General features: G+C 68.9%; 13 protein-coding genes. All 13 read right to left on the bottom strand.

The features are described from left to right. Positions 1–35: 35 nt before the first annotated feature. Positions 36–2,672, bottom strand: coding sequence for an ABC transporter permease (locus E5F05_RS16040; RefSeq protein WP_129119651.1), 2,637 nt, complete (start codon positions 2,670–2,672; stop codon positions 36–38). Beyond that, on the bottom strand, positions 2,669–3,400 hold the full coding sequence (locus E5F05_RS16045; protein WP_129119652.1) for an ABC transporter ATP-binding protein: 732 nt from the start codon (positions 3,398–3,400) through the stop codon (positions 2,669–2,671). The genes E5F05_RS16040 and E5F05_RS16045 overlap by 4 nt, the downstream gene beginning before the upstream one ends. After that, positions 3,393–4,064 (bottom strand): ABC transporter ATP-binding protein, encoded by a 672-nt coding sequence (locus E5F05_RS16050; protein ID WP_129119653.1) that lies wholly within the window; start codon positions 4,062–4,064, stop codon positions 3,393–3,395. Before E5F05_RS16050 ends, E5F05_RS16045 begins: the two co-directional genes overlap by 8 nt. A 4-nt stretch (positions 4,065–4,068) precedes the next feature. Then, a complete protein-coding gene (locus tag E5F05_RS16055) occupies positions 4,069–4,626 on the bottom strand; it encodes a hypothetical protein (protein WP_129119654.1) in 558 nt (185 codons plus the stop codon). A gap of 307 nt (positions 4,627–4,933) precedes the next feature. Next, positions 4,934–5,224 (bottom strand): hypothetical protein, encoded by a 291-nt coding sequence (locus tag E5F05_RS16060; RefSeq protein ID WP_129119655.1) that lies wholly within the window; start codon positions 5,222–5,224, stop codon positions 4,934–4,936. A 22-nt stretch (positions 5,225–5,246) separates the two neighbouring features. Further along, positions 5,247–6,167 carry a phytanoyl-CoA dioxygenase family protein gene (locus E5F05_RS16065; RefSeq protein ID WP_129119656.1) on the bottom strand — a complete coding sequence of 307 codons (921 nt, stop codon included), beginning with the start codon at positions 6,165–6,167 and terminating at the stop codon, positions 5,247–5,249. 106 nt (positions 6,168–6,273) lie between these two features. Further along, positions 6,274–7,281 carry an ABC transporter permease gene (locus tag E5F05_RS16070; RefSeq protein WP_129119657.1) on the bottom strand — a complete coding sequence of 336 codons (1,008 nt, stop codon included), beginning with the start codon at positions 7,279–7,281 and terminating at the stop codon, positions 6,274–6,276. Positions 7,282–7,414: 133 nt separating this feature from the next. After that, a complete protein-coding gene (locus E5F05_RS16075) occupies positions 7,415–8,422 on the bottom strand; it encodes an ABC transporter permease (protein WP_129119658.1) in 1,008 nt (335 codons plus the stop codon). Beyond that, on the bottom strand, positions 8,415–9,971 hold the full coding sequence (locus tag E5F05_RS16080) for a sugar ABC transporter ATP-binding protein (RefSeq protein ID WP_129119659.1): 1,557 nt from the start codon (positions 9,969–9,971) through the stop codon (positions 8,415–8,417). The genes E5F05_RS16075 and E5F05_RS16080 overlap by 8 nt, the downstream gene beginning before the upstream one ends. Before the next feature lie 73 nt (positions 9,972–10,044). Next, complete coding sequence (locus E5F05_RS16085) at positions 10,045–11,013, bottom strand: ABC transporter substrate-binding protein (protein WP_129119660.1); 969 nt, start codon at positions 11,011–11,013, stop codon at positions 10,045–10,047. 495 nt (positions 11,014–11,508) lie between these two features. Further along, positions 11,509–12,261, bottom strand: coding sequence for an ABC transporter ATP-binding protein (locus E5F05_RS16090; protein ID WP_241687189.1), 753 nt, complete (start codon positions 12,259–12,261; stop codon positions 11,509–11,511). Next, the gene (locus E5F05_RS16095; protein WP_129119662.1) at positions 12,254–13,036 is read right to left on the bottom strand and encodes an ABC transporter ATP-binding protein; all 783 of its coding nucleotides are present in this window, start codon (positions 13,034–13,036) and stop codon (positions 12,254–12,256) included. The genes E5F05_RS16090 and E5F05_RS16095 overlap by 8 nt, the downstream gene beginning before the upstream one ends. Next, positions 13,033–14,040 carry a branched-chain amino acid ABC transporter permease gene (locus E5F05_RS16100; protein WP_129119663.1) on the bottom strand — a complete coding sequence of 336 codons (1,008 nt, stop codon included), beginning with the start codon at positions 14,038–14,040 and terminating at the stop codon, positions 13,033–13,035. Before E5F05_RS16100 ends, E5F05_RS16095 begins: the two co-directional genes overlap by 4 nt. Between the last annotated feature and the right edge of the window lie 34 nt (positions 14,041–14,074).

The raw sequence follows: 14,074 nt of genomic DNA on the forward strand, positions 1-14,074 counted from the left end.
CCAGGCATCCACGGTTCACCTGCCTGGCGCGTTCATCAGGCCGCCCGCAACACTTCCGTGACCCTGCGTCCCGAAGCCCTGCGGGCAAAGTTCAAGGCCAGCGTGGTCGCGACGATCCCGGCCACCAGCAGACCCAGCAGGTAGAGCCAGGGCAGCAGCATGTGTTCGGGCGGCGGGTCGAACACGCCTTGCAGCAGCTTGATCAGGGTCTGAGCCACACCCAGGCCGATGACCAGCCCGAACAGGCCCCCGAACCCCACCACGACCAGCCCCTCGCCGTTCAGGAACGCGCCGAGCTGACGGGGGCGGGCCCCCAGGGCATTCAGGACCGTGAAGGTGCGGCGGCGCTCCGCGAGGCCCAGGGCCAGCACCAGACCCGTGGAGGCGGCCAGCAGCAGCACCGCGAAGGCCAGTTCGAGGCGGGCCAGCCCCGACAGGTTCACGGCGGTCAGCCCGGACGCGATCCGGCTGCGGACGGTGGCGAGGTCCGTGACCTGCACACCGGGCAGAGTGCCCGTGGCCTTTCGGGCGGCCTGCACGACGGCTGCCGGGTTGCCGCTGACCTTCAGCAGCGCGACCTCCGCCGCACCGTTCCCGGTCATCCGCGCGAGGTAACTCGCGTTGGCGACCAGGAAGGAATCCTTGGGGGCGGTGGGAAACTCGCGCACCACGCCCACGAAGGTGAAGGGCACCACCTGATACCGGTGCGTCCGGGCATTCAGCAGCCGGAGCCGTAGCGGGTCCCCCAGCGCGAGCTGGTAATCGTTCACGGTTTCCTGGGACACGAAGACCGCGTCCGGGCGGGCCTGAAGTTTCGCGAGGGCCTGCGCGGCGGACAGGTCCTTGAAGTACGTGTCCGAGAGATGGCTCACGTCGGTGAAGTGCCGGGCATCGATGCCAAAGAGGTCCTGAAGATCGGCGCCGACATACGCGAAGCGGTGGATCAGGGGCTGGGCATCGGTGACGCCAGGCAGGCTCTTCAGCATGGCCAGGTGGTTTCCTGCGGGCGCATTCGCATTGCCGGTCACGGTCACGTCCGCGCCGTTGGTCAACACCGCGTCCACCCGAGCCTGGTCGTTGTAGGTGGCGTTGAAGATCGAGGTGGACACCGCGAAGGCGGTGGCGAGGGCCACCAAAGCCGCGCCGCGCATCAACAACGGGCGTTGCCGACTCAGCGAGGCCGCGACCACGCCGGAGAGCGGGCCGCTCAGAGGACGCAGCAACCGGGTCAACAGGTTCTTGGCGAGCAGCAGGCCCAGCAAACGCAGCGCCAGCAGCGTGCCGCCCAGCCACAGGGCGAGGGGAGCGACGAAGGCCTCGAGTTGCAGACTTGCTTTAGCGACGCCTTCGGGGGCGAGGACCAGTTGATAGCCGCTGGCCGCGCTGCGCCAGAACACCAGGCCCGCGAGGGCCAGCAGCAGCACGTCCAGGTACAGGCGTTGCCAGAGCGGGGTCCCCGCCCGGCCCACGGCCTGCCGCTGCGCCACCACGCTCGCACCGCGCACGGCCCGCAGGGTAGGGAGCAGCACGGCCACGAATGCCAGCCCCAGGCCCACGAGTGCGGGAAGCAGCCAGACAAGCGGGCCGAAGGCCAAACCGCCGGTGAGGTGCGGCGCGATCAGGGCGGCCAGCGCCAGGCCCAGCAGCGTCCCGATGCTGCCAACGGTCAACGCTTCCGCCGCACCCAGACGCACCACCGTCCGTTCGGACGCGCCGCGCACCCGCAGCAGCGCCGCTTCCTGCTGCCGCTGCGCGGCACTCGCCCCGGCGACCGTCAGGGTCAGGGCGGCGGCCAGGATGGCTCCGGGCAAGCCCAGGAAGAGGAACAGCGCCTCGGCGTACAGGGCGTCCTCACGGGCACCGTCCAGCTTCACCGCCAGGTTGTTCCCGACGACGGCAGAGCCAGAGAGGCGCGCTTCCACGTTGTTGGCAAGGCTGGTGACCAGGGCGAAGGCCTGGCCGGGATCACTGGGCAGGGTGCGGGCCAGCCGCACGTGGAGTTGCTCGCGGACAGTGTTCGGGCGCGCGACCTTTTGCGGAGCGAACAGCGTGTCCCATTGCCTGCGGGGCAGCAGCAGCACGTTGTCCGGTGGAGCCTGCGGGGCCAGACCTCTGGGCGCGCCGACGGCCTGGAACAGCGAGTCGGCCTCCGGCAAATCCACGATGCCCGCCACCTTGACCACTGCGGGCGCGGCCCCATAGCGCAGGATATTCACCGTGTCCCCGACCGCCGCATGCAGGTTCGCCGCCGTCTGCTGAGACAGCAGCGCGCCGTCCGCCGAGCCTATCAGCGGGCGAATCTCGGCGGGAAACTGCGCGCGGTAGCCGTCCGGCAGACCCAGCACCTTGCCCGCGCCGGTGGTCTGCACCGTGCCCCCCGTGCTGGCCGTGAAGCCCGCCACGTCCGCGTATCCGACCGGGAGGAGGGTCCTCACGGGCGTGGCGGCCCGGATCGCCTGCTCCGCGGCCTGACGGGTGGTTCCCGCCCCCAGCAGCACCTGCCAGTCCACCGGCACGGACGCCACGGCCCGCCGGGTCATGTTGGCCCGCCCCGCCGAGACGAAGGCGAGCAGCAGCGCGAGAAAGGCGACGGTGAGCGCGACCCCCGCCGCGCTGCCCCAGATGCGCAGGGGACGGCGTGCGAGGAGGCCCTGAAGCCAGACCCGGTTCATGAGGTTTCCTCCTGCCTGCGGGTGACCGAGACGAGTTGCCCGTCCTGCATCCGCCAGATCGTGTCCAGGCGGCGGGCCACGTCGGGGTCATGGGTGGCCATCACCAGCGCCGCGCCCGGGTCAAGAGCGGCGAGCAGCACGTCCAGCAGGTGCTGGGCGGTCGCGGAGTCGAGTTGCCCCGTGGGTTCGTCGGCCAGGATCAGGCGGGGATGGGTGACCAGCGCGCGGGCCACCGCCACCCGCTGCGCCTGCCCGCCGGAGAGTTCTTCGGGCAGGTGGTCGGCCAGGGGCAGCAGTTCCAGGCGTTCCAGCCAGAACGCGGCCTCCTCCTGCGCCTCATTGGGCGGCTTCCCGTTCAGCAACAGGGGCAGCGCGACATTCTCCAGCGCGGTCAGGGGCGGCATCAGGCTCTGCGCCTGGAAGACGAACGCGACCTTGCCGGGCCGCAGGTCCTGCCCGTTGCCCAGCGCGGGCCAGGTCACCGTGCCGCTGGTCGGCGTGTCCAGTCCCCCCAGCAGGTGCAGGAGGGTGCTTTTGCCGCTGCCGGAGGCTCCCAGCAGGGCCACCCGGTCCCCGGGGCAAATCTGAAGGGTCGCGCCTTGCAGGGCCGTCACGGTCTGTCCAGCCACCTGGAACGCCCGCGTGACCTGCCGCGCGTCCACCAGGGGCACCGCCGCAGGTGCCGTGAGGTGAGGTTGCCCCCGGGGGCGTGCCTCTGCTTCAGGCATCCTGCCACCGCCCGTCCTTCAGGCGCAGCACCCGGCTGGCGTGGGCGGCCAGGCGCGGGCTGTGCGTGGCGATCAGGGCGCCGTGCCCCGGCTGACGGACGAACGCCTCGATCACCTGCGCGACCTGCACCTCGGTCTGGAGGTCCAGCTCGGCGGTGGGTTCGTCCGCCAGCAGGATGGCCGGGCCATGCGCCAGCGCCGCCGCGAGGGACACGCGGGCCGTCTCCCCGCCGGAAAGCTGGCTGGGATAGGCCGCCAGCCGCCCCGCCAGACCCAGTTGGGCCAGGAGTTCGCGTGCCCGGACCTCATCGGGTTTGCCCAGGATGCGCCCGGTCAGCAGCACGTTTTCCAGCACGTTCAGATGCGGGAGCAGGTTGCCGCTTTGCAGCATCACGCCCAGGTGTTCGGCGCGCAGCCGGGCACGCTGCACCTCCGGGCGGCGCGAGAGGCGACGGGAGGCGACGGCGACCTCCACCTGGCCCCCATCGGGGTCGTCCAGTCCCGCCAGGCAGGCCAGCAGGGTGCTTTTCCCGCTGCCGCTGCGGCCCAGCAGCACGACCAGTTCGCCCGCCCGGACCTCCAGGCTGGCCCCGCGCAGGGCGCGGGTTTCATCGTCTCCAACATGGTAGAAGCGGTAGACGTCGGTGGCTTGCAGCAGGGTCATGCTCTCACCTCCACTGGATGGACTGGGCCATCTGCTTCCAGGCGTCCACGTTGTCCGCCCCGAGCGGCGCACTGAAGCGCACCCTGAGCTGCTGCCCGTTCCACGCGAGGACGTACAGGTCGTTCTCCACCGGCAGGCTCTTGCCCGTCACGGCGTTCGGTGCCCCAGCGGACGTGAAGCGGGCCAGGACCGCCGGGCCAGCGGGCAGACGGACCGCCTGGACCGAGGTGACCTTCAGCCCTGGAATGGTTTTCGCCAGCGCGGGCAGGAGCGAGCCTTTCACGTTTTCCACCGTTGGGGAAGCCGCAGCCTTGCCGCTGCTCACCTCCACCGCGCCGAGTTTGGATGTGAAGCTCACCCGGTTGCCCTGCACGCGGCGTGCCCAGCCTTCCGGAACCGTGAGGCTGTAATGCCCCGCCGCGCCCGTGTAGCGCACGAAGACCTGCGAGTCGGGAATATCGCCGACCGGATGGGTTTCCGGGGCCACCTGGGATTGCGCGTGGGCCGGGCCGCCCAGTGTCATGGCGTTCAGAGCGAGTGCCAGCAGAAAGGACTTGTTCATGGAACACCTCCGCCATGACCGTAGTCCCGGAACGTAAAACGCCGGTATAGCGAAAAAAGAGCGTCACCCGGCGCCTGTGAGTCGGGAACCGGGTGACGCATCGCCCTGCTGTTCTTCGCTACGCCGCCTCCCGGACGGCGATCTGAGCCTGCCGGTCAGCCCCAGGGGCAGCTTCATGTTCAGGAGCCAAGACGCGAGTCGGGCCGACCGCCCCGCCCTGAACGGAATGGGGGGATGACGTGCAGCATGAGCAGCGAGGGGGGTGTTGGTAACGTCGCCAGAGCAGCCAGGCCGCGCGGAACGCGCCTCACTCTGCGAGCGATGAAGCCGCCGGGTCCCCCAAGGTCGGGGAGGCGCGCCCCAGCAGTTTCATGCGGAAGGCGTGCGTGTGCCCGTCCAGCCGCTCCACGACGGCGAAGCGGAAGCGGGCGCCATCGTGCATTTCGAGGATGCACTCGCTGCCTTCCTGGACGGGAAGGGCATCCACGTCCGGGTCGAGGGCGACGCGCATGAAGCCCCTTCCCCCCTCCAGGGCCTCGATCCGTCCGGGAATGGCCGCGTTGCCGAAGTGCGCGACGATGCTGTTGAACTCTCTCATAGGATTCTGGCGCGCATGGCCTTTAGGCGTCCCCCATCATCAGGCCCTCGATGGTGTGGCCCTGAACGATGGGTTCGAGTTCGTCGACGACGCGGCAGATCAGGTGATCCTTGACCTCCTGCGGCAACCGCTCGTAGTACGCGCGCGTGAATTGCAGGTCGTGCCACTCGTCATGCCCGGCGCCCGGCGCGTCCACCCCCAGGACCAGGACCGGGCGGGGCTTGTCGCTGTGATTGGCGGTGCCGCGGTGAATGGTCAGCGCGCTGCGGGCGGAGATGTCCCCCATTTTCGGCATCTTGCGCTGCGCGAGGGCCTGATAACGCGGAAACAGCGACACCGGGGGGAACATGCCGTGGTCGAAGGCGCTGGGGTCATCCCACTGGGTGCCGGGCGCGATCTCGAAGGGCCCCATGTCCGGCTCCACATCCACGGCGGTGAGATTGAAGGCCAGCGAGTTCAGGCGGCGGTCCACCAGCGTCTCGTCGCCCGCCCGGAAGTCGCGGTGCCAGGGCTGGTCCTTCGCGCCGGGGTTGGGCACGTCGAAGCCGATCTCCACGATCTTGTAGTCAGGCCCCAGGACGCTCTCGCACACCGTCCTGACCCACGGATGGGTCACGAGATCGAGAAAACCGCTGATGTCCTCGGGGTGAATCTCGACATAATGGCGGTTGGTGCCGCGCCCGACGGCGCCGCCGGGCCGGGCCAGCGCCGCCTCGTACAGCACCGGGAGTTCCCCGGCGAGTCTCGCCACCCACTCGCGTGAGAATGCGCCCTTGAGGCCAATGATGCCGTCGCCGTAGATGCCCGCCATGATGGTGGGCACGTCGTACTGTGGATCGGCGTAGGGCGTGGCATTGATCGGGGTCTGGTCGGCGGTGGGCGGCGTACTCGGAGCTTCGGCACTCATGGACGCGGCGGCCTTGGCGTCATTCGTGACAGTCATGGTGTCCTCCTGAACGGGATACGCACGAGGGGCGGAAAAACGGTTGGCGGTCCTCTCATTGTGCGCCTCTCCCAGGGTGCGTGAATGAAACGTGCGGCGTCAGGGTTCAGGACCCGCCCCCAGCCGCCCGGCGGGTCAGCCGGTTTTGCAGCACGACCACCAGCAGCAGGAAGGCTCCCCGGATCACGCTCTGCCAGTACGCGCTGAGGCTGATGGTGCCGCGCCCGTTTTCGAAGTTGAGGATGTTGAAGATGATGCCCAGGAGCAGCACCCCCACCAGCGTGCTTCCCACCGACCCCAGGCCCCCGGTGAGGAGCGTGCCGCCCACGACGACGGCGGCGATGGCGGTGAGTTCCCACCCCAGGCCCTCGGTGGGCTGCCCGGCCCCGAACTGCGAGGCCAGGATCACCCCCGCCAGGCCCGCCAGGGCGCCGGACAGGGTGTAGACCAGCACCTTCACGCGCTCCACGTTCAGGCCCATCAGCCGGGCGGCTTCCTCGTTGCCGCCCACCGCGAGGACGTGCCGCCCGAACGGTGTGGCGCGCAGCAGCAGGGCACCCAGCACATAGGCCACCCCCAGCAGGACCGCCGTGAACGGCACCCCGCCCACGTTCCCCTGTCCCAGAGCCGTGAAGCCGTGGTCGTAGTCCACGCTGACCGACTGGTTGTTCGCAAACAGCAGCGCCAGGCCGCGCGCGGCGAGCAGCATCGCCAGCGTGGTGATGAAGGGCAGGATGCGCGCGTAGGCGATCAGCAGGCCGTTCACCAGCCCCAGCAGCGTCGCGGCGGCCACCGCGCCCAGCAGGGCGGGCCACAGACCGTGCGGGCTGAGGAGGGCGCCGATCACGCTGGCAAAGGCCGCGATACTCCCCACCGAGAGGTCGATGCCGCCCGTCATGATCACGAAGGTCATGCCCAGCGCGATCAGGCCGAACATCGAGTTGTAACCCAGCACGGTGAACACGTTGTAGGCGCTCAGGAACCCCGGATAGCGCAGCGCGCCGAACAGGATCAGCAGGGCCAGCGCCACCAGCACGCCGTAGCGTTGCAGCAGGCTCACGGCGCGGGCGCGGCGGTCCCGCGCCAGTTCGCGCGGGGGATTCAGCAGGGACATTCAGCTCCTTTCCGTGTCAAATTGTCGAACGGTCTGACGGTCTAACTGTCTAACCGCTGAAGGATTCAGATCAGCGAGGGCCTGAGCGGTTCGGCGGTTAGACCTTTTGACAGTTAGACCCTCCGCAGGAGGTCTAATGCTGCTGCCGCTGCACGTACACGGCGAGCAGGATGATGGCCGCCTTCACCACCAGGGCCGCCGCGTCGGGCACGCCCTTGGCGAGCAGCGTGAAGCGGATCAGTTGAATGATCAGGGCGCCCAGCAGTGTTCCCAGGATGGTCGCGCGCCCGCCGGTGAGGGGCGTGCCGCCCACCGCGACGGCGGCGATGGCGTCCAGTTCCATGTTGAGGCCGACCTGATTGGCGTCCGAGGAGGAATTGATGGCAATCACGATCAGGCCCGCGACCCCCGACAGCAGGCCGCTGATGGTGTACACCAGCAGTTTCACCCGCTGCACGGGCACCCCGGCGAGGCGCGCGGCCGCCTCGTTCCCGCCCACCGCCAGGACGTAGCGCCCGAACACCGTCCGCGCCATGATCCAGGCGAAGAGCGCGACAACCGCCAGCATCAGGATCACCTGGAAGGGAATCCCGAAGGGACGGCCCAGGCCGATGTACTGGAAGGGGGCGTTGGCAAAGGTCTGGAGCTGCCCGTTCGTCATCACCTGCGCGATGCCGCGCCCCGCGATGAACAGGATCAGCGTGGCGATGAAGGGCTGGAGGCCGAAGCGCGTGATCAGCGTGCCGTTGAAGAGGCCAAAGCCACCCGCCACCAGGACCGGCACGGTGAACGCGAGCAGCACGCCCAGCGCCGCGTTCCCGAAGGGCGGGTGCCCGAACAGCATCGGGGCCAGCGCGCCGCTGATCGCCATCAGCGCGCCCACGCTGAGGTCGATGCCACCCGTGGCGATCACCAGGGTCATCCCGACCGCGACGATCACGGTGGTCGCCACCTGGGTCAGGTTCACGTTGAGGGTCTGGACGCTCAGGAAGTGCGGCGTGAAGAGGGCATTGAACAGGAAAAGCAGCACCAGCGCGGCCAGCGCGGCGTGAATCTGCGTGTGGCCACGCCACCACCCTGCGCGCTGCCGGGCACGTCCGGGCGCCTGCGGGGCGACGGGTCCCGCGTTGGAGTCAGCCACGCGCCCCTCCTTCCGGTGCCCCGGTCACGGCGAGGGGACTCGGGTCCTGCGCCATCGCCGCCATGATGCGGTCCTGCGTCAGCTCCTCACGCGAAAGTTCCGTCACCGTGCGGCCCTCGCGCAACACCACGACGCGATTTGAGCCTTCCGCGAGTTCCTCCAGTTCGCTGCTGATCATCAGCACACCCAGGCCTTCCCGCGCGAGTTCGCTCAGCAGGCGCTGAATCTCGGCCTTGGCCCCCACGTCGATGCCGCGGGTGGGTTCGTCGAGGATCAGCAGTTCCGGGTTCAGGCACAGCCAGCGGGCCAGCAAGACCTTCTGCTGGTTGCCGCCGGAGAGTTCACGGATCTTCTGATCGGGTCCGGCGGTCTTGATGCCGAGCTGGGCGATGAACCGGTCCACGATCTCCGCCTGCCGCGCCGCGTCCACGACGCCAGAACGCGCCAGGGCAGGCAACAGCGCGAGCGTGAGATTCTCCCGGACGGTCATGTGCGGGATGATGCCTTCCGTCTTGCGGTCCTCCGAGCAGAAGCCGATGCCGCGCGCGATGGCGCCAGCGGGCGAGCGGAAGCGCGCGGGCGCGCCGTTCACCCGCAGCTCGCCCCCGGTCAGGTCGTCCGCGCCGAAGATCGCCCGCGCCGTCTCGCTGCGCCCCGAGCCGAGCAGGCCCGCCAGGCCCACGATCTCCCCCGCACGCACGTTGAGGCTGGCGTCTTTCAGGGCAGGCCCGGTGCGGAGGTGCCAGGCTTCGAGCAGCGTCTCGCCGGGCGGCCCGCTGCGCTCGAAGGCCGTCTCGCCCTCGCGGCGCACCTCCCCGATCTCCTTGCCGAGCATCTTCGCCACCAGTTCGAGTTTGCTGATGTCCCCCATCGCCCGCTCGTCCACCGTGCGCCCGTCGCGCATGATGGTGACGCGGTCACACACGGCATACAGCTCGTCGAGGCGGTGCGAGACGAAGACCACGCCCACGCCGTCCCCCTTCAGTTGCCGGATCACGCCGAACAGCGTCTCCACCTCGCGGTCGTCGAGCGAGGAGGTCGGTTCGTCCATGATCACCAGGCGGCTCTGGAAGGACACGGCGCGGGCAATGGCGACCATCTGCTGCACGGCGACGCTATAGGACGCCAGGGGCCGCGTCACGTCCACCCGCACGCCGAAGCGTTCCAGCAGTCTGCGCGCCTCCGCGTTCATGGCGCGCCAGTCTATGAAGAGGCCCCGGCGGGGTTCACGCCCCAGGAAGACATTCTCCGCGACGGAGCGGAAGCCGACCAGATTGACCTCCTGGTAGATGGTGCTGATGCCGCCGCGCTGCGCGGCCTGCGGGGAATGGAAGTCCACCTCCTGCCCGGCGAGGCGGACGGTGCCCCGGTCCCTGCGGTACGCGCCCGTCAGAATCTTGATCAGGGTACTTTTCCCCGCGCCGTTCTGCCCGATCAGGGCGTGGACCTCGCCCTGCCCCACGTGTAGCGAGGCGTCTTGCAGGGCCAGGACGCCGGGAAAGGTCTTGGTGATGCCCTCCATCACGAGGAGGGGTTGGGCGTCGTTCACGTGGCCCCCTGGGAACGCGGGCGGGAGGTTCACGGACAGGAGACTCTCCGTGAACCTCCGGCTCCGCCGTCCGTCAGTACGAGGTGCTGAGGCTGGCCTTGGCGTTGTTGGCGTCGAAGAAGCGGTCGGGGTTGATGATCTTGGCGGGAATCTTGTCACCCCTGGCGTAGCGGATCAGCGTCTCGTAGGCCTTGGGGCCGAAGCGCGGGTTGCATTCCACCGTCGCGCCGAGCTTCCCGTCGATGATGGCTTGCAGCGCGTCCTTTTCCCCGTCGATGGACACGACGGTCACGTCCTTGCCGGGCTGCTTGCCCGCCGCTTCGAGGGCGGCGATGGCACCCAGCGCCATCTCGTCGTTGTGGGCGTACACGGCGGTCACGTCGGGGTGCGCCTGGAGCAGCGTCTCCATCACCTGGCGGCCCTTGTCGCGGGCAAAGTCGCCGGACTGCGAAGCGACGATCTTCATGCCGGGGAACTTCTTGATGTAGGTGTCGAAGCCGGTCTTGCGGTCATTGGCGGGGCTGGAGCCGGTGGTGCCCTCCAGCTCGATGATGGTGGCCTTGCCGTTCGTCTTCTTGGCGAGCCAGTCAGCGGCGCGCTGGCCTTCCTGCACGAAGTCCGAGCCGATAAAGGTCACGTAGTCCACCCCCGGCTTCGCCAGCTTGGGGTCCACCGTGCGGTCCAGGAGAATCACCGGAATCCCGGCGGCGCGCGCCTTTTTCACGGCGGCGGCCAGGGGTTTTTCCTCACGCGGCGCCAGGAAGATGGCGTCCACCCGCTGCGCGATCATCGAGTCCACGTCGCTGACCTGCTTGGCGGCGGACCCGGCGGCGTCGGTGTACACCAGTTGCCAGCCCAGCTTCTTCGCCTCGTCCTGCATGCTCTTGGTCTGGGCGAGGCGCCAGGGATTGTTGCTCTCCGTCTGGGCAAAACCGACCTTGTAGGTCTTCTTCTGCGCCAGTTTGGGCAGGCCCTGCGCGAGGGCGAAGGCGGACAGTCCGGCGGCGGCGAGCATGACCGAGAGGGCGAGGGGACGCTTCATGGTTCTTCCTCCTGTCTCCACGGGGGAACTTCGGCGCGGTGGCACGAGCTTCTCAGGCTGAAGGCGGGTCAGGCAGCGGGTGGGCGTCCTCCCTTCCGGCAGGCGGGGGTTGGTCAGGGCCTTGAATTGCAATGCTTTTCACAGCCTGCGCCTCCTCTGGGGCACTGTCAAGCCCCCTCATCCACGCGGGTCAGGCGAGCCGGTCCGGAGGCCCAACCTCAGCTTCGCGGTTGCCCTGGGGACAGTCCATTGATGCCCAGGTGGTGTTGATAGACCGCGCGAGGGCCTGACAGGAAGTTCCTTCCGGGACGTGCTTGGTCGTTCTGAAGGGAGCATCCCCGCCTGCACGGGGAAAACACTCTGGAATACCGAAGCCTGACAAGTCTCAAGACCCCAGAAGTCTCTTTATGGTGATACTGAACACAATTTTCATAGGGCACGGGCTGAAGCTCCCTCTCCCAGGCGTACGGAGAGGGATCATCGCCCGTCACGCAGTCACACCCCGAGATAGGCCCGGATGATGTCCGGGTCGCCCATCAGTTCGCGGCTCGGCCCTTCCTTGACCAGCCGCCCCAGTTCCAACACGTAGGTGCGGTCGGTGACCTTCAGCACCTGCCGGACGTTCTGCTCGACCAGCAGGACGGTCAGGCCCAGTTCTCGCAGGGAGCCGATCACCCGCATCACCTCGGACACGACCAGCGGCGCGAGGCCCAGGCTGGGTTCGTCCATCAGGAGGACTTCCGGCTCGCTCATCAGCGCGCGGCCAATGGCGACCATCTGTTGCTCCCCGCCGGAAAGGGCCGCTGCGGGCGTCAGGCGTTTTTCCGTCAGGCGCGGAAAGAAGTCGTAGACCTTCTGGAGATTGGCGGCCCGGTTCGCCTTGGTGCGCGGCAGGTAAGCGCCCATCAGCAGGTTCTCCTCGACCGACATCTGGCCGAAGAGCTGGCGGCCCATCGGCACATGCGCCACCCCCAGGTCGGTGATCTTGTGCGGCGGCACGCCGTTGAGGTTGTGGCCGCGGTAGGTGGCGGTGCCCGCCCTGGCCTTCAGCATCCCCGAGAGCACCCGCAGGATGGTGCTCTTGCCGCTGCCGTTCCCGCCCACCAGGCCGACCAGCTCGCCCTTGTCGACATGCAGCGAGACGCCGAACACCACCTGCACCTCCCCGTAGGCGACCTCCAGGTCTTCGGCGTTCAGCACGCGGTCACGGACGGGGACGGGGACAGGTTGGGGCTGGACGCTAGTCATGGTCATCTCCCAGGTAGGCGCGGATCACGTCGGGATGCGCAGCGACCGCCTGCGGCTCACCCTCGGCGAGCAGTTCGCCAAAGGCCATGCAGATCACGTGATCCGAGAGAGACATGATGACGTGCATGATGTGCTCGACCATCACGACGCCGAGGCCCGACTGGACCAGCGAGCGGATCAGGGCCACCATTTCCTGTTGGGCGGGCGGGTTCAGGCCCGCGATGCTCTCGTCGAGGAACAGCAGGCGGGGTTCCAGCGCGAGCGCCTTGGCGAGTTCCAGGCGGCGGCGGCGGGCCAGGTTGAGTTCGGCGGCGGGCTGCGCGGCGCGGTCGGCCAGGCCCACCCGTTCCAGCACGGCATACGCCTGATCCTCCGCCACCCGCCCCCGGTGGTGCAGGAAGCTGGCCACCAGCACGTTTTCCAGCACGCTGAGATTCTCGAAGGGCCGCTCGACCTGGAAGGTGCGGGCCATGCCCAGCCGCGCCCGCGCCTGCGGCGGCACCTGGGTCACGTCGCGTCCGTCGAAGGTCACGCGGCCCGCGCTGGGGCGCGCGAAGCCGGTCAGCGCATTGAACAGGGTGGTCTTCCCGGCCCCGTTCGGCCCGATCAAGCCCAGAATCTCGCCGGGCCGCACCGCGAGGCTGATGTCCTTTACGGCGGTCACGCCGCCGAACCGCACGGTGATCCCCTCGGCGGTGAGAAGGGGTGGCCCCTGCGGCGCGTGGACGGGCTGGCCGGGGAAGGGGGTGACTGCGGGGAACTCGGGCGTGGTCATCTTGCCGTCCCCAACTTGCGCCCGGTGCGCCCGAAGAGGCCCATGATGCCGTCCGGGGCAAACAGCGTGATGACGAGGATCAGGACGCCGTAGATCAGCAGGTTGGCGCTGGCGAAGACTGTGCGGAACACCTCGCCGAACACGCTCAGCAGCAGGGCGCCGATGATCGGCCCCTGGATACTCCCCCGCCCGCCGATGATCGCCATCAGCGCGATCTGCACGCTGAGCGGCAGTTCCAGCAGCGTGTGCGGCTCGAAGGCTTGCAGGTAGATCGCGTAGAGGCTCCCGCCCAGGGCCGTCAGGGCCGCGCTGAGCATGAACGCGAGCACCTTCATCCGCGTGGGATCGATGCCCAATGCCCGCGCCCCGTCCTCGTCCTCGCGCACGGCCTGGAGGGCGTAGCCCAGCCGCGAGCGGCGCAGCAGGTGCGTGACCAGCAGCGTGAGGGCCACGAAGGCGAAGGCCAGGCCGTATTCCACCTTGCGGTCGAACAGGTCCAGGCCGAAGAGTCGGGGCAGTTCCGGCATGAAGAGGCCCTCCGCCCCGCCCGTCCACGAGCTGTTGATCGCCACCAGCCGCAGCACCAGCGCGACCGCGATGGTGGACAGCACGAAGTAACTCCCCCGCAGGCGGAACGTCAGCGCCCCCCACACGGCGGCCAGCAGCGCGGCCAGCCCCATGCCGATCAGGGCGCCCCACCACGGCGCCACCGGGCCGCCGAAAAAGGCCGGGACGCGCTCCGGCGTGGCCAGCAGCGTCAGGGTATAGGCCCCGACCCCCACGAAAGCCGCGTGCCCCAGGCTGAGCTGCCCCGCCCAGCCGCCCAGAATGTTCCAGCTCATCGCGAAGCCCGCGAAGATCAGGGTGGCGACCCCGAAGTTCAGCGCCTTGCCAAAGACGAAGGGGTACAGCAGCATCACGGCCAGCAGCACCAGGCTCAGCCAGACGTTGCCGAAGGTGAGGGCGCGGGGCCGGGCGGCGGGCAGCGGTGCGGCGGTCGTCACGCGGCTCCCTTCCCACTCGCGTCCGCCCGGAAAA

The sequence above is a fragment of the Deinococcus metallilatus genome, from assembly GCF_004758605.1.
Classification (GTDB): domain Bacteria; phylum Deinococcota; class Deinococci; order Deinococcales; family Deinococcaceae; genus Deinococcus; species Deinococcus metallilatus.